This window comes from Hymenobacter jeollabukensis, assembly GCF_005771675.1.
Taxonomy (GTDB): Bacteria; Bacteroidota; Bacteroidia; order Cytophagales; family Hymenobacteraceae; genus Solirubrum; species Solirubrum jeollabukense.
The window spans coordinates 66384-82161 of record NZ_VAJM01000005.1; the positions used below are offsets into that span (position 1 = coordinate 66384).

The following is a 15778-nucleotide window of genomic DNA, read 5'->3' on the forward strand; positions in this document are numbered from 1 at the left end:
GGCTATACTAATAAACGGCATCCGCATTCGTTCGGCAAAATAAAATCTGGATATACCACTATTTTAATCAATCGAGGGCGTCGATTTGCGGGCCGCCGGTATAATTCAGCACGGCTTGCTGAACGGCTTTAGATTGATTGATAGCGGCTTGCTGGACATCGGGGCCCGGCGCCTACCGTACCTGCCAGCCGCGGCATCGGAAGCTGCTAACGTGGCAAGGTGGCGGGCCTTATCTTTGCCAAGCGAATTAGCAAATGGAGCCGGAAGTGGAGCCACAGGTACCTCAGCGCAAGATCATTCACCTGGATATGGACGCGTTCTACGCCTCGGTGGAGCAGCGCGACCAGCCGGAGCTGCGCGGCCGGCCCGTGGCGGTGGGCGGGGCGCGGCAGCGCGGGGTGGTGGCGGCAGCCAGCTACGAGGCCCGACAGTTCGGGGTGCGCTCGGCCATGCCTTCGGTCACGGCCCAGCGCCTGTGCCCGGAGCTGGTGTTCGTGAAGCCGCGCTTCGAAGTATACAAGGCCGTGTCGCGGCAGATCCGGGCCATTTTCGCCGAGTACACCCCGCTCATCGAGCCGCTGTCGTTGGACGAGGCCTACCTCGACGTGACCGAGAACCTGCCGGGCATCCAGTCGGCCACGCAGATAGCGCGGGAAATCCGGGCCAAAATCTGGGAGCAGACGCAGCTGACGGCCTCGGCGGGCATCAGCTACAATAAGTTTCTGGCCAAGCTCGCCTCCGACTTCCGCAAGCCCAACGGGCAGTTCGTCATCCGGCCCGAGCAGGGCCCGGATTTCGTGGCCGGGCTGGAAGTGGGGCAGTTTCACGGCATCGGGCCGGCCACCGCACGGCGGCTCAACGACCTGGGCATCTTCACCGGGCTGGATTTGCGCAACCAAGAGGAGGCATTTCTGCGGCAGCACTTCGGCAAGGCCGGCGGCTACTACTACGCCATTGCGCGGGCCAAAGACCACCGCCCCGTGGTGCCCGACCGGGTGCGCAAGTCGGTGGGCTCCGAAACCACGTTCGCGCAGGACATGACCACCATCGAAGAGCTTATCGACGGCCTGCAGCCCTGCCTGGACGAGGTGTGGGAGTACTGCCAGCGGGCCGAAATCCTGGGCCGCACGGTGACGGTGAAGGTGAAGTACGCGGACTTTCAGCTCATCACGCGCAGCCGCACGGTGCTCACGCCGATTGCCTCGGCCGCCATGCTCACGCAGCTCGGCCACGAGCTGCTGCGCGGGCTGCTGCCGCTGCCCAAGGGCGTGCGCCTGCTCGGCGCCTCGCTCTCGACGCTGGAGCCGGCGGGCGAGGTAGTAGGGCGGCAGCTCTCGTTCGGGTTCTGAGAACCGCTGCTGGCAGTGCGGTTAACCGGCCGCAACTCCCGCTCAGGCCGCCCGCTTTTTCGGCGCGGGCACGTGCACCGGCTTGCCTTTGGCCCCGCCGGTGGGCTTGCGGCCCCGGGCCTTGAGGCGCTTTTTGGTGGACCGCTCGGCCTTGCGCACTTCGCGGTTTTCGAGGCGCTGGGGCATGCGCGCTATCAGCCGCTCGCGCACGAATTGGCAGAGGTGGGAGAGCAGGATGACCTGGGTGCCGTTAAGCAACTTGATAACGTCGCGGCGGCGCAGCAGGCTCACGTGGTGCAGGCCGTGGTCCATCAGGTACTGCTTCACCTCCGAGAGGCGCAGCAGGCCAGCCACCGCGCCGCGCTCCACGGTGGCGTTGTAGCGGGCGGCTCGGTGCTCGCGCAGTCCCTCGGCCGAGGCCACCAGCACCCCCACCCACTCCGGCACCGCGTCGAGCAGCTTGGTCAGGTGCTTTTCGGTGACGACGAAGGTTACGAAGTCGTAGGCGCGGGCGTAGCAGGGTAGCTGGGCTTTCACCCGTAGCAGCGTGTCACCGTCGCTTTTCAGCTCGTAGCCGTGCATGAACTGCGCGGTGATGTGCACCACGTCGGCGCGGGTGGTGCCGGTGGGCAGCTCATCGACGTACACGCCGCCCTGGAGCAGCGGGTAGAGCAGGGCGCGGATTTCCGGGTCGTTCATGGAATCCCGAAGATAACCACGGCCAGTGGCTGATGCACCATCCCCGGAGCTGAATTTGCGCGGCGCGACGGCTTGGCATGAGCGGTAACGGCTGCCGGAAGGCGCTATTCGGCGTCGAAAACCGACTTTTCCAGCACCAGCAACGTCAGCGGCTGCTGGGCCTGGCCGTGGCGGCCTTCGGCGGGCAGCTGCTCGGTGCGGCCGGTGGGCCGGTAGCCGCGGCGGGCGTACCAGGCCAGCAGCTCGGGGCGGGCTTCGAGCACCGTCATGCGCACCACCGGGCGGCGGTGCTGGCGGGCGTAGGCTTCGGCGGCCGAGAGCAGCAGCTGGCCGAGGCCCGTGCCCTGCCGGTCGGGCGCGACGGTGAGCAGGCCCAGGTACAGGGCCTCGGGCTGGGGGTGGAGGAACACGCAGCCGATGAGCTGGCCCGTGGCGGCGTGGGCGAGGAGCAGGGCGGCGTGGTCGGTGGCGTGCTGGCTGAGCAGCTCGCGCAGGGCAGCCTCGTCGGTGCGGGGGCCGCCGAGCAGGTGGCCCTCGGCCGTCCAGCCCACCGGGCCGCCTTCGCCGCGGTAGGCCCAGTTGGCCAGGGCGGCCACCGCGGGTAGATCGGCCGGGGTAGCGGGGCGCAGGTGCAAATCAGGAATCATGCGGCAAAAGTACCGGGCCTGGGGCGTAAAAAGTGGTCTGGCGGCGCGAAAAGCGGCTTGCGGGCCTAGGCGGGCGGGGCAAAGTTGAGTAGCTTGCAGCAAGGGGCGGAGCCACCCGCCGCGCACGGCGGCCCGCCTCTGAATACCTGCCGATTCGGCCACCCGGGGCCCGCTGCGGCCCCGCCCTCTATCCGCATTCCGCCGCCGAGCTTACCTCGCACTTCTGGCATGGCCAAAGCCAACAAACGCCTTTCCATTGCCGACCTGGCCGCCGAGCTGGGACTGTCGATTTCGACCATTTCGCGGGCCTTCAACAACGCCCCGGACGTGAGCGAGGCGACCAAGGCGCAGGTGTGGGCCCTGGCCGACAAGCTCGGCTACCGCCCCAACAGCCTCGCCGCCGCCCTGCGCCGTGGCCGCAGCAACATGCTGGGCGTTATCGTGCCGCACATCAACGGGGCGTTTTTTCCGGCCGTGGTGCACGGCATCGAGGAAGTGGCCAGTCAGGCCGGCTTCAACGTGCTCATCTGCCAGTCGAACGAGGACGAGGCCCAGGAGCGCAAGCACGTGGAGGCCCTGCTCAAGGCCCAGGTCGACGGGGTGCTGGTGTCGATGTCGAACACGACCAGCCACTTCGAGCACTTCGAGAAGGTGCGGAATCAGGCCACGCCGCTGGTGTTTTTCGACCGGATGCCCACCGGGCTGCCCAACGCCTGCGGCGTGGTGGTCGACGACTACCGCGGGGCCTACCAAGTGGTGGAGCACCTGATCCGACAGGGCTGCCAGCGCATTGCGCACTTCGCCGGGCCGAGCACCGTGAATACCACCGCCGACCGCCACCGCGCCTACCGCGACGCCCTGCAGGCCCACGGCCTGCGCTACGACGAGCGGCTGGTGGTGCGCCTGCGCAACTCCACCACCGAAGCCGGCGCCGAAGCCATGCAGCAGCTGCTCGACGGCCCGGTGCGCCCCGACGCGGTGTTTTCGGCCTACGACTTTCCGGCCGGCGGGGCCTTGCAGCTGCTGGAGGCGCGGGGCCTGCGCGTGCCCCAGGACGTGGCCCTGGCCGGCTTCAGCAACGAGCCCTTCACCACGATGGTGAAGCCCCAACTGACCTCCGTAGACCAGCGCGGCGAGCTGATGGGCAAGGCCGCCGTGCAGCTGTTCCTGCAGATTCTCAAGCGCACGGAGTTTTTCACCGGCCAGCGCATCGTGCTCAAGCCCCAGCTCATCGTGCGGGATTCGTCGCTGCGGTAGGGCTCCTCACCCCCCCGACCCCCTCTCCGAAGAGGAGAGGGGGAGCCGGACGATTTTCGCCGGAACGGCCTTTTTAGGCACAAAAAACGGCGCCGGCCCGCTCCGTTTAGGAGACGAACCGGCGCCGTAAGCTTTGGCGCCGAAATGGCCTGATGGCCTACCAGTACACCGTGTAGAGCACCGTCAGCAGGGCAATGACTACGGCCGAGCCGATGGCGAAGCTGCGGTGGGGGCGGAACATCGAGGAGTCGACTTCCAGGCCCTTGGGCTGCACGCCGCGGCTGGTTTCGATGAGGCTGATGATGACCATGGCCAGCACGCAGAACACGAACACGATGCCCATGCGGTCGAGGAAGGGAATCACGTACATGCCGTTTTCCTTGGGGTCGGTGCTGGGGGCCGCGAAGCCGATGGGCGCCAGGAAGGAGAGGTCCAGGAAGCGGGGCAGGAACTTCAGGAACACCGAGCCGGCGAAGCCGCCGATGGTGGCGAACAGGGCCGCCGAGGAGGTCGTTTTCTTCCAGAAGAAGCCCAGGATGAACATGGCGAAGATGCCCGGCGACACGAAGCCGGTGTACTCCTGAATGAACTGGAAGCCGCCCTTCTTGTCGATGCCCAGGAACGGGGCGATGAGCACGCCCAGCACCATGGCCACCACCACCGCAATTTTGCCCACCGACACGAGCTTCTTCTCCGAGGCTTCGGTGTTGATGACCTTCTTGTAGATGTCAAGGGTGAAGATGGTGGCAATGGAGTTGGCCTTGCCGGCCAGCGAGGCTACCACGGCGGCCGTGAGGGCGGCAAAGCTCAGACCTTTCAGACCCACCGGCAGAATGTTGAGCAGTACCGGGTAGGCGCGGTCGGGGTTCAGCTCGCCGTCCTGCATGAACTCGGCCGGGCCGAACACGCCTTCCTTGTAGAGCACGTAGGCGGCAATGCCGGGCAGCACCACGATGACGGGCATCAACAGCTTCAGGAAGGCGGCGAACAGGATGCCGTTGCGGGCCGTGGGCAGGTCGGCGCCCAGGGCGCGCTGGGTGATGTACTGGTTGCAGCCCCAGTAGTTCAGGTTCACAATCCACATGCCGCCGAGCAGCACCGTCAGGCCGGGCAGGTCGAGGTAGTGCGCGTCGTCGCGCTTCAGGATCATGTGGAAGTGGTCGTTGGCCAGCTTGGTCATTTGCGAAAAGCCCGCCAGCACGCCCGACTGCCCGTAGTGCTCGGCCACCATGTTCATGGCCAGGTAGGTAGTGGCCAGGCCGCCCAGAATCAGGAAGAACACCTGAATCACGTCGGTGAAGCCGATAACCTTCATGCCGCCCAGGGTGATGATGACCGCGAAAACGGCCAGGGCAATCATGCACAGCTGCAGGTTCAGGCCCGAGATGCTGCTCACGGCAATGGCGCCGAGGTAGAGAATCGAGGTCAGGTTCACCACCACGTACAGCGCCAGCCAGAAAATGGCCATGATCATGGCCACGGTGCCGTTGTAGCGCTGGCTCAAAAACTGCGGCATCGTGAAGATGTGGTTCTTCAAATACACCGGGATGAAGAACGTGGCCACGATGACCAGCGTGAGGGCCGCCATCCACTCGTAGGTGGAAATGGCCAGGCCGATGCCGAAGCCCGAGCCCGACATGCCCACAAACTGCTCGGCCGAGATGTTGGAGGCAATCAGCGAGGAGCCGATGGCCCACCACGTGAGCGAGCCTTCCGCCAGAAAGTAGTCCTTGGAGTCGCCTTCGGCGGTGCCGTCGTGGCCGGTCTTGCGGCGGTACACCCAGATGCCGTACCCGGCGACAATCAGGAAGTAGATGAAGAAAACGACGTAGTCGAGGGTGGAAAGTTGGTGCACTGGCAGAAGATTGGAAGTAGGCAATGGCGGTAAAAATGAGCAATGAAGCCGAGAGTACCATCCTGTAAGCGGGGGTATTCTCGGCTCCGGCGCCAATTATTTCCGGGCGTTTCCTAGATGTAGCGGTTGATCAGGTTCTCCAGGTATTCCTGCCGGCCGCTGATGATTTGCGGCTCGCCGTGTTCGGCGGCGTAGTCGCGCAGCTGCTCCAGGGTCAGCTGCCCGTCGCGGAAGGCCTTGCCGGCGCCCGCGTCGAAGGAGGCGTAGCGCTGCTGGCGGATTTGCCGGTAGTCCGATTTCTGCAGGATGTTGTCGGCCGTGATGAGGGCGCGGGCGAAGATGTCCATGCCGCCGATGTGGGCGTGGAACAAATCCTGCACGTCAGTCGAGTTGCGGCGAATTTTGGCGTCGAAGTTGATGCCGCCGCCCTGCAGCCCGCCGGCTTCCAGAATGACCAGCATGGCTTCGGTCAGCTCGTAGATGTCGTTGGGGAACTGGTCGGTGTCCCAGCCGTTCTGGTAGTCGCCGCGGTTGGCGTCGATGCTGCCGAGCAGGCCCGCGTCGGCGGCCACCTGCAGCTCGTGCTGGAAGGTGTGCCCGGCCAGGGTGGCGTGGTTGACTTCCAGGTTCAGCTTGAAGTCGTCGAGCAAGTCGTACTGGCGCAGGAAGCCGATGACGGTGGCCGCGTCGTAGTCGTACTGGTGCTTGGTGGGCTCCATCGGCTTGGGCTCGATGAAGAACGAGCCCGTGAAGCCGTTGCGGCGGGCGTAGTCCTTGCAGGTATGCAGGAAGCGGGCGAAGTTTTCCTGCTCGCGCTGCATGTTGGTGTTCAGCAGGGTCATGTAGCCTTCGCGGCCGCCCCAGAACACGTAGTTCTCACCGCCCAGCGCGATGGTCGCGTCGATGGCCGCTTTCACCTGGGCCGCGCCGTGGGCCAGCACGTGGAAGTCGGGGTTGGTGGCGGCGCCGTTCATGTAGCGGCGGTGCGAGAACAGGTTCGCGGTGCCCCAGAGCAGCTTCAAGCCGGTTTCCTGCTGCTTCTGCCGGGCGTATTCCACCATGGTCTGCAGGCGCCGCTCGTTGTCGGCCACGTCGTTGGTGTAGTCCACCACGTCCACGTCGTGGAAGCAGTAGTAGGGCAGGCCCAGCTTGGTCAGAAACTCAAAGGCGGCGTCCATCTTAGCCTTGGCCCGGCCGATGGCGTCGCCCTCCTGGTCCCAGGGAAACAGGTGGGTCGGTTCGCCGAAGGGGTCGGCGCCGGAGCCGTTGAAAGAGTGCCAGTAGGCGCCGGCGAAGCGCAGCCACTCTTTCATGGGCTTGCCCGCCACCACGCGGCTTTCGTCGTACCAGCGGAAGGCCAGCGGGTTGTCGGATTCCAGGCCTTCGTACTGAATGGTCGGGATGGTGCTGAATAGCGTCTTTTGGTCGAGGACCGTGCTCATATGCGTAGGAAGTGAGTTGAAGTTTTGTGGTCGTGGGGAAGGCTTTGGTGCCGTCAGGTTGTCATGTCGAGCGAAGTCGAGACATCTCGCCGGATAGTAATTCCCCTTTATCAGGTTAATTACTAGTAGCCATCAGCACGCGAGATGTCTCGACAAGCTCGACATGACGTTCCGGAGCTTCGTCCGGCCCTTAGCTTTTCGTCAGGGCCGCTTCGGGTTGGGGCAGGCGGGCCAGCAGCTCGGCTTTCCAGCGCTGGTAGGTCTGCTCGTACACCGCCGCCTCGTCGTTGGGCTCGATAAGCTGCAGGCGCTGGACTTGGCTGAACGCCTCGTCGGGCGTGGCGAAGGTGCCCGCGCCGATGCCCGCGCCCAGGGCCGCGCCCACGGCGCCGTCGGTGGGGTACAGCTCCACCGCGAGGCCGGTGGCGTTGACGAAGGCCTGGGCGAAGACCTCGCTGAGGAACATATTGGTCTTGCCGGCCTTGACGACGGTGGGGTGCAAGCCGTTTTCGCGCATCAGGTCGAGGCCGTAGCGGAAGGCAAAGGCCACGCCTTCCTGGGCAGCGCGCAGCAGGTGGCTGCTGGTGTGCACGTTCAGGTCGAGGTGCAGGAAGTGGGCGCCCACCGGCTCGTTGGCCAGCATCCGCTCCACGCCGTTGCCGAAGGGCAGACACAGCAGCCCTTCCGAGCCGGCCGGCACCTGGGCGGCGCGCTGGTTGACTTCGGGGTAGCTCAGCTCCCGGCCCACCGCCTGCTTCACCCAGCGGTTCATGCTGCCCGCCCCGTTGATGCACAGCAGCACGCCCAGGCGCATCTCGTCGGCCGAGTGGTTGACATGAGCGAAGGGATTGACGCGGGAGAGGTGGTCGACGAACAGCTGGTCCGTGACGGCGTAAATCACGCCCGAAGTACCGGCCGTGGCCGCCACTTCACCGGGCCGCAGCACGTTCAGCGAAAGGGCGTTGTTGGGCTGGTCGCCGGCTTTGTAAGTGACGGGGATGCCCGCCGGCAAGTCCAGCTCCTCGGCCACCGATTCGCGCAGGCGGCCGTGCTCGGCAAACACCGGCTGCACCGGCGGAATCAGCGCCTCGTCGAAGCCGAAGAAGCGGAACACGTCCTCGGAAAGCTGGTGCGCGGCGAAGTCCCAGAAAATGCCCTCCGACAGGGCCGAAATGCTGGTGGTGGCTTCGCCGGTGAGCTGCAGGGCCAGAAAGTCACCGGGCAGCATCACCTTGGCTATGCGCTGGTACACCTCGGGCTCGTGCTCCTTCACCCAGGCGAGCTTGGCGGCGGTGAAGTTGCCGGGCGAGTTCAGCAGGTGAGTGCGGCAGCGCTCCGGCCCGATGGCCTCGAAGGCCGCCTCGCCGTAGGGCACGGCCCGCGAGTCGCACCAGATGATGGCGTCGCGCAGCACGTGGTGGTGCTCGTCCACCAGCACCAGGCCGTGCATCTGGTAGGCAATGCCGATGGCGCCGATGTCCTGCGGATTGTAGCGCTGCGTGGCGTGGGCCAGCAGAATGGCCTGCTTGGCGTCCTGCCACCACTGCAGGGGCTGCTGCTCGGCCCAGCCCGGCTGCCGGGTCAGGATTTCGCGCTCCGTGTCGGGGTAGCTCACCGCGGCCAGGCACTGCTGGGTGTCGGCGTCCACCACCGCCACTTTCACCGACGAGGTGCCAATGTCAATTCCTAGGAGAAGCATGGGAATGAGAGAGTTGTCAGTTGCGGGTTGTTAGTTGTCAGTGCGTGCTGACAGCTGCCCCTGACAACTGACAACCCGCAACTGACAACTCATTACTCGATTCTAAACCAGTCGATGTCGGCGTTGCCGCTGTCGTTGAACTTGCCGGGGCGGGTGCAGAACAGGCCGACTTTGGCCCCGATCCACTTGCCTTCCCGGGCCTGAAACTCCGACCCGAGCGGCTGGAACGCCTGCCCGTCGAAGCTGTAGCTGAACTGGCATTTTGCGCCCGCCTTCACCGTCACGCGCAAGTACACCGGCTGCTGGGCCTGGGCCACGGGCACGGCGGGAGTGGTAGTCTCGGCCGGGCCCTTGTCGGCGTCTTTGCACGTGCTCTGGCTGAGCTGCAGCTTGCCGCCTTGGTTGGTCAGGCTGATATAGCCGTAATCCAGCCCCATCATTACCAAACCCACCTTTTCGCCCTCCAGGCGGGAGTCGAAGCGCAGCTTGGTGGTGACGGTGAAGACGTCGGCGGGCAGCTTCTGCAGGAGCAGGTTGGGCTGCTGCCAGAGGTTCTTGTAGCCCTCGGCCAGGGGCATGGCGTAGAGGCGCAGGTAGCCCTGCGGCCCGTTCAGGTAGACCCAGTAATCCTGCGGGTTGGCGTGCCACTGCCACTGCCGGCCTAGTTGGTTTGCGCTGAAATCGTCGGAGGTCGGCGGGGTAGCCAGCGGCTGCGGCTTGCCCTTGATGTTGGGCTTGTGGTAGGTCAGCACGGGCTGGCCTTTGCCGTCCCCGTCGGGGTCTTCGCCGATGACGGGCCAGTCGTTTTTCCACTGCATGGGCTGCAAATGCACGACCCGGCCGTACGGGCCCTGGTCCTGGAAGTGCAGAAACCAGTCCTCGCCCGCGTCGGTATCCACCCAGGCACCCTGGTGCGGACCGTTAATTGGCGTCTTGCCCTGGTCCATCACGATGCGCTCCTCGTAGGGGCCGTACACATTCTTCGAGCGCAGCACCAGCTGCCAGCCCGTGGGCACGCCGCCGGCCGGGGCGAAGATGTAGTAGTAGTCGTTGCGCTTGTAGAACTTGGGTCCTTCCAGCGTGGGGTGGCCCTGGTGCCCGTCGAACACCAGCGCGTCGGGGCCGGTCAGGCTCAGCCCGTCCGGGGCCATCGGCGACACGGCCAGGATGGTTTTGATGCCCGCCCGCGAGCCGGCAAACCCGTGCACGAGGTAGGCCCGGCCGTCCGCGTCCCAGAGCGGGCAGGGGTCAATCCAGCCCTTCGCTTCCTTGATGCACACCGGCGCCGACCACGGTCCGGCCGGGTTTTTCGCCTTGGTCACGAAAATCCCCAGGTCGGGGTCGGGGTAGTAGATGTAGAATTCCTTGTTGTGGTAGCGCAGGGCCGGGGCCCACACGCCGTTGCCGTGCTGCGGCACCGCGTAGCGCGCCAGCGGCGGCTGCTCGTTGAATACTGCCCCAATCAACGACCAGTTGACCAGGTCCTTGGAATGCAGAATTTGCAGGCCCGGCACGCAGTTGAAGCTCGACGAAGTCAGGTAAAAGTCGCTGCCCACGCGAATGGCGTCGGGGTCGGAGTAGTCGGCGTAGAGCACCGGGTTCTTGTAGCGCCCGTCGCCCAAATCGGGCACCCACACCTTCGACACCGGGCTTTGCGCCTGCGCGGCGCAGGGCAGCGCGCCGATGATGGTCGTCAGCAGCGCCAGCCAGCAGAAACTGGCTAGCAAGGCTGGCACCGGGCAGAAAGCACGAAGCCGGGAAGCAAAGCACATGGGGTGGGAACGGGTAGGCGGTAACTGAGCAGCGAAGCTCCGGAAAGGTAAGAGGAAATTCTGAATTAGTGCTATTCGGAAACGATACCGAAAACGAGGATGTAGCATGAGCTTGATGGTTTCTTTTTGCTGTTTTTGGGCTTTTTACTGGTTTTTAGCCTCTGTTAATAGTGTGGGAAATAGTACCGGTATCGTTTCCGTAAATCGGAAAATAAAAAGAGAAATCAGGCGTGATAGTTCTATGGATGGGCTATAATTCATGGGTGAGTATGGTTGAATGCACGGCTGAAAGGTAGGTGTCGGACGCCGACTGGGGCCACAAAACAGAGCCGCCGGGCCCGTTCCAGCGCAGTGGCTGGTTCGGACCCGGCGGCTTAGGCCGGCAGGCGGTATTCCTCAGAGAATCGACAGCGAAGATTTGGGCCGCATGCGGTACTCAAACATGGTGGTAATGTTCAGCGCCTTCACCCTGGCTTCTTCGGCCTTGGGCCCGGCAAAATTTTCCTGCACGGTCTGGTAAAAGAGCTCCAGCCAGCGCTGAAAATGCGGTTTCTCAATCGGCAGCACCAGGTGTTTGGGGAAGGGGCGGCCCTTGTAGCGGGCGGTGCCCAGCAGGATGCTGCTCCAGAAATCGTACATGGTGGGCAGGTGGGCGGGCCAGTGCACGGCGGCTACCTCGTTGAACACGGGGCCGAGCAGCGCGTCCTGGTTGACCTTGTCGTAGAACCGGTCGACCAGGGCCTGAATGTCGGTTTCGGTGCTGATATCGGGCAAGGTGGGGGAGGGAGTAGGCATGGGAAGCGGGGAAATCAAGTGGGCAAACAGCGGCTCAGGCGCTTTGGTGCCGCTGCCCGTAGCGGTGCGACTCGCGGCGCCGGGCCATGCGCAGGGACCAGCGGAACGTCAGCACCCCGGCGGTGAGCAGCGTGGCAAATTTCGTGATTTCCAGCACGATGTAGGTCACGTGCTGGGAGTTGGGCGGCTGGGGCTGACCAGCCAGCAAGGCTTCGGCGCGCACGTCGAGGGCGGGCAGCAGCCAGAGCGTCTGGGCCAGCAGCACCAGCACCGCCACCAGCAGCACCTGCCAGATGCGCGCCGGCACGCCCAGCAGCCCGGCGCAGAGCAGGGCTGCCACGCTCAGGGCCAGCTCCACCTTGTTGAGGGCGTGAAACACGATGCGCCCGATGCCCACGCCCAGCGGCACGGTGATGTGCGGGGCGGTGAACTTCAGCGGGGCTTCGAGAAAGGAAATGCCGGCCATCAGTCCCGCCCAAAGGAACAGGACCAGCACCAGCAGCAGGGAAAGGGAAGAGGAACGCATAACGGCAGCGAAACTAACGGGCCCGACCGGGAGCAGCGCCGGCCGGGCCCCGGAACAACGGCCCAAAGGTGGGGCCGGGTTCAGGGCACCGCCGCTGACGAGGATCAGCCCGGGCGGCTGACGTTCGTCAGCTTTTGCCGGGGCCGGGGCGGGGAACTTTGCCGGACTACCAGCGTCGACCCTGGCAGTCAACTCCTTCGCGTGAACACCACCGCCGCACCCACCCGTACCGCCACCGCCTGCGCCCACTGCGGCGACGACTGCCCCGACGAGCCCATCCGGCTATCGGCCAAGCCCGGGCTGAGCTTCTGCTGCCAGGGCTGCAAGGCCGTGTACGAGCTGCTCGACGCCAACAACCTCTGCCAGTACTACGCCTTCGGAGAGGAGCGCCCCGGCCAGAAAATCAAGCCCGTGGAGCTGCCTGGCCGCTTCGATTACCTCGACGCCGACTCGGTGCAGGCCCAGCTGCTGAGCTTCCGCTCCCCGGAGCTGGCCCGCCTCACCCTGCACCTGCCGCAGATGCACTGCGCCTCGTGCATCTACCTGCTGGAGCACCTCTACCAGCTCGACGCGGGCGTGACGGAGGCGCGGGTGAACTTCCTGCGCAAGGAAATCAGCCTGGGCTACCGGCCCGCCGAAACCTCGCTCAAGGCCGTGGTGACGCTGCTGGCCAGCCTCGGCTACGAGCCGCAGATTACGCTGGCCGAGCTGGGTGCCCAGCCCCACCGCGGCAGCCGCCGCCTCTACTACCAGCTGGGGCTGGCGGGCTTCTGCTTCGGCAACGTGATGCTGCTGGCCTTTCCCGACTACCTGAGCTTCACCGACGAGCTGGCCCACGAGTTCGGGCGTTTTTTCGGCTATCTGAGCCTGCTACTGGCCCTGCCGGTGCTGCTCTACGCCGCCCAGGGTTTCTACCGCTCGGCCTGGGCCGGGCTGCGCCAGCGCTACATCAACCTCGATTTTCCCATCAGCCTGGGCCTGACCTCGCTGTTCGCCGTGAGCAGCTACGAGGTGCTCACGCAGCACGGCCCCGGCTACTTCGACTCGTTTACCGGGCTGGTGTTTTTCATGCTCATCGGCCAGTGGGTGCAGCAGCGCACCTACGACGCTCTGCGCTTCGACCGGGACTTCACCTCCTACTTCCCGGTGGCCGTGACCTTGCTGACCGCGGACGGCGAGAAGTCGGTGTCGGTGAAGGAGCTGCGGGTGGGCCAGCGCATCCGGGTGCGCAACCAGGAAGTCATTCCGGCCGACGCCATGCTCATGCGCGGCAGCGGGCAGATCGACTATTCCTTCGTGACCGGCGAATCGGTGCCGGTGGCCAAGGTGGCGGGCGAGGTGGTGTACGCCGGCGGCCGGCAGGTGGGGGAGGCGGTGGAGCTGGAGGTGGTGCGTGAGGTGTCGCAGGGCTACCTCACCCAGCTCTGGAACAACCCCGCCTTCCACAAAGCCGAGAAGCAGACCCTGGAAACCTACGCCAACAAAGTAGGCCGCTATTTCGTGGCCGCCACCCTGCTGATTGCGGCCGGCGCCATCCTGTACTGGTACCCGCGCGATGAGCAGATGATGTGGCGGGCCTTCACCTCGGTGCTCGTCATTGCCTGCCCCTGCGCCCTCTCGCTGGCCACGCCCTTCGCCCTGGGCAGCGCCCTCACGGTGTTTGGCCGGCACCGCTTCTTCCTGAAAAACGCCGCCGTAGCCGAAACCCTGGGCCGCGCCACCACCATCGTGTTCGATAAAACCGGCACCCTCACCGACGTGCGGCGCTCGGCCGTGGAATACTGCGGCCCGGTGCTCACTGAACGGGAGCAGCAGGCCGTGGCCGCCGTGGTGGCCCAAAGCACGCACCCGCTCAGCCTACGACTACTGCAGGAGCTGCCCGCCAGCACGCTATCCGTCACCGATTTCGTGGAAGTGCCCGGTCAGGGCCTGCGCGGCGTGGTCGGCGGCGTACTGGTGAAGGTCGGCTCGGCGGCTTTCGTGGGGGCAGATGCAGATTTAGTTACTGCTGAAACGTCAGCCGCACCAGCTCAGGGGCTAAACCTCGGGCAATCGATAGAGCAATCAGCAGGCGAACCGGAAACCAATGCCACTGCCGCCGACACCACCGACAATCTGCAGTCGCGCGTGTACCTGAGTCTGGCGGGCGACCTGCACGGCTGCTACTTCTTCCGCAACGTGTACCGCCAGGAGCTGGGCCCGGTGCTGGCCGACCTTGGCCGCCGCTACCGCCTGGCCGTGCTCAGCGGCGACAACGACTCCGAACAGGACCGCCTGCGCGAGCTGTTCGGCCCCGAGGCCGAGCTGCGCTTCCGCCAGACGCCCCAGCAGAAGCTCGACTACGTGGCCGCCCTCAAAGCCCGGGGCGAAACCGTGGTGATGGTCGGCGACGGGCTCAACGACGCGGGTGCCCTGCAGCAGGCCGACGCCGGCATTGCCCTCACCGACACGCTCACCAACTTCTCGCCCGCCTGCGACGCCATTCTCGACGCCGGCAGCTTCGGGCGGCTTGGCAGCTTCCTGCGCTTCACCCAGGACTGCCTGCAGGTGGTACTGGCCACCTTCGTGCTGTCCTTCGTCTACAACGGCCTCGGCCTGGGCCTGGCGGTGCAGGGCCGGTTTACGCCCATCGTGTCAGCCATTCTGATGCCCATCAGCTCCCTGAGCGTGATGGTATTTGCCACCCTGCTGGTGCGCTACGCGGCTTACCGGCGCCAACTCTAACTCCGCATGGAAATCATCTTCGCCCTCATTACCATCTCGCTCTGCGTGGCGGTGCTTTTCCTGTTGGCCTTCGTGTGGGCCGTGCGCAGCAACCAGTACGACGACACCTACACGCCCGCCGTACGCATGCTCTTCGACGACCCGCAGGAGGAAAAACCCGCGCCGTAGCGGGCGTGTAGGCGTTGCCGTTATCTATAGCCCAGGGTTTAAACCCTGGACCAGATAGGATCCGGCGTCACCCTTTTGCCGGGCTGGTCGTACGCAAAGGGCAGCGGGGCCAATGCCCGCGCCCGACCCTTATGCAACACCAGACCAAAACCACCATGCTGCAGAACCTGGCCCGCCTTACGCTGGGCACCTTTATGATAACGGCCGGCACGGGCCACCTCACCTTCGCCCGGCGCGAGTTTCAGGCCCAGGTACCCGACTTCGTGCCGCTCGACAAGGATACCACCGTGCTGCTCTCGGGCGTGGCCGAAATCGGGCTGGGCCTGGCGCTGCTGCTCTGGAAGCGGGAGCGGGCCCTGCTGGGCCTGGGGCTGGGCGCGTTCTACGTGGCCGTCTTTCCCGGCAATGTGCACCAGTACACTCACCGCATCGACGCTTTCGGCCTCGATTCGGATGAAAAGCGCCTGGCGCGGCTGTTTTTCCAGCCGGTGCTGGTGGCCTGGGCCTTGTGGAGCACCGGGGCGCTGAAGGCGCTGTGGCAGAGCCGGAAGCAGAAGGTGAATTAGAACGTCATCCTGAGCGCAGCGAAGGACCTTCCTCGCACCCTGCACCAACTAATAAGCGCAGCCATCAACGCCCAATTGTCCGGGCTGAGGTGGCTGCGCTTTTATCGTTCTAGTTAAATGGCGTTGGCACTTCGTAGGTGCCGACGGTGCGGGGCTCGAGGAAGGTCCTTCGCTGCGCTCAGGATGACGTTGTTTTTCGACGCTAGCTAACCGTTTCACCAGCCCCGCGCCTGACATCAATCAGTCCGGCGGCCTGACGTTCGTCATCTTTTGCCGGCG

At 65.1% G+C, this 15778-nt stretch carries 13 protein-coding genes; 5 read left to right on the top strand and 8 right to left on the bottom strand.

Annotated elements, in window-relative coordinates:
• The first annotated feature begins 254 nt into the window (after window positions 1–254).
• Window positions 255–1349: a DNA polymerase IV gene (dinB, locus tag FDY95_RS12470; protein WP_138078105.1), complete on the top strand. Its 1095-nt coding sequence runs from the start codon at window positions 255–257 to the stop codon at window positions 1347–1349.
• A gap of 42 nt (window positions 1350–1391) precedes the next feature.
• Here dinB and FDY95_RS12475 read toward each other — a convergent pair whose 3' ends face one another.
• Together FDY95_RS12475 and FDY95_RS12480 are read right to left on the bottom strand one after the other, a co-directional pair.
• Window positions 1392–2048, bottom strand: coding sequence for a sce7726 family protein (locus FDY95_RS12475; RefSeq protein ID WP_138078106.1), 657 nt, complete (start codon window positions 2046–2048; stop codon window positions 1392–1394).
• A 104-nt stretch (window positions 2049–2152) separates the two neighbouring features.
• Window positions 2153–2695, bottom strand: coding sequence for a GNAT family N-acetyltransferase (locus FDY95_RS12480; RefSeq protein ID WP_138078107.1), 543 nt, complete (start codon window positions 2693–2695; stop codon window positions 2153–2155).
• A 228-nt stretch (window positions 2696–2923) separates the two neighbouring features.
• Between FDY95_RS12480 and FDY95_RS12485 the strand changes: the two genes are divergently transcribed.
• Entirely contained in the window at window positions 2924–3952 is a 1029-nt protein-coding gene (locus tag FDY95_RS12485; protein WP_138078108.1) for a LacI family DNA-binding transcriptional regulator, read from the top strand.
• Between the two features lie 157 nt (window positions 3953–4109).
• On the opposite strand, the gene FDY95_RS12490 is transcribed toward FDY95_RS12485, so the two are convergent.
• From FDY95_RS12490 to FDY95_RS26780, 6 genes are all read right to left on the bottom strand, one after another.
• Complete coding sequence (locus FDY95_RS12490) at window positions 4110–5807, bottom strand: sodium/sugar symporter (protein WP_138078109.1); 1698 nt, start codon at window positions 5805–5807, stop codon at window positions 4110–4112.
• A gap of 113 nt (window positions 5808–5920) precedes the next feature.
• The gene (gene xylA, locus FDY95_RS12495) at window positions 5921–7249 is read right to left on the bottom strand and encodes a xylose isomerase (protein ID WP_138078110.1); all 1329 of its coding nucleotides are present in this window, start codon (window positions 7247–7249) and stop codon (window positions 5921–5923) included.
• Between the two features lie 190 nt (window positions 7250–7439).
• The gene (locus FDY95_RS12500) at window positions 7440–8948 is read right to left on the bottom strand and encodes a xylulokinase (protein WP_138078111.1); all 1509 of its coding nucleotides are present in this window, start codon (window positions 8946–8948) and stop codon (window positions 7440–7442) included.
• Window positions 8949–9040: 92 nt separating this feature from the next.
• Complete coding sequence (locus tag FDY95_RS12505) at window positions 9041–10684, bottom strand: glycoside hydrolase family 43 protein (protein WP_246074017.1); 1644 nt, start codon at window positions 10682–10684, stop codon at window positions 9041–9043.
• A 432-nt stretch (window positions 10685–11116) separates the two neighbouring features.
• Complete coding sequence (locus FDY95_RS12510) at window positions 11117–11515, bottom strand: group III truncated hemoglobin (RefSeq protein ID WP_138078113.1); 399 nt, start codon at window positions 11513–11515, stop codon at window positions 11117–11119.
• Between the two features lie 34 nt (window positions 11516–11549).
• Window positions 11550–12041, bottom strand: a complete 492-nt coding sequence (locus tag FDY95_RS26780) for a hypothetical protein (protein ID WP_246074018.1) — start codon at window positions 12039–12041, stop codon at window positions 11550–11552.
• 201 nt (window positions 12042–12242) lie between these two features.
• On the opposite strand from FDY95_RS26780, the gene FDY95_RS12520 reads away from it, so the two are divergent.
• The 3 genes from FDY95_RS12520 (at window position 12243) to FDY95_RS12530 (ending at window position 15499) form a co-directional block, all read left to right on the top strand.
• On the top strand, window positions 12243–14765 hold the full coding sequence (locus FDY95_RS12520) for a heavy metal translocating P-type ATPase (protein ID WP_138078114.1): 2523 nt from the start codon (window positions 12243–12245) through the stop codon (window positions 14763–14765).
• Between the two features lie 6 nt (window positions 14766–14771).
• Entirely contained in the window at window positions 14772–14933 is a 162-nt protein-coding gene (ccoS, locus tag FDY95_RS12525; protein WP_111478417.1) for a cbb3-type cytochrome oxidase assembly protein CcoS, read from the top strand.
• Between the two features lie 131 nt (window positions 14934–15064).
• Complete coding sequence (locus FDY95_RS12530) at window positions 15065–15499, top strand: DoxX family protein (RefSeq protein WP_138078115.1); 435 nt, start codon at window positions 15065–15067, stop codon at window positions 15497–15499.
• Window positions 15500–15778: the final 279 nt, after the last annotated feature.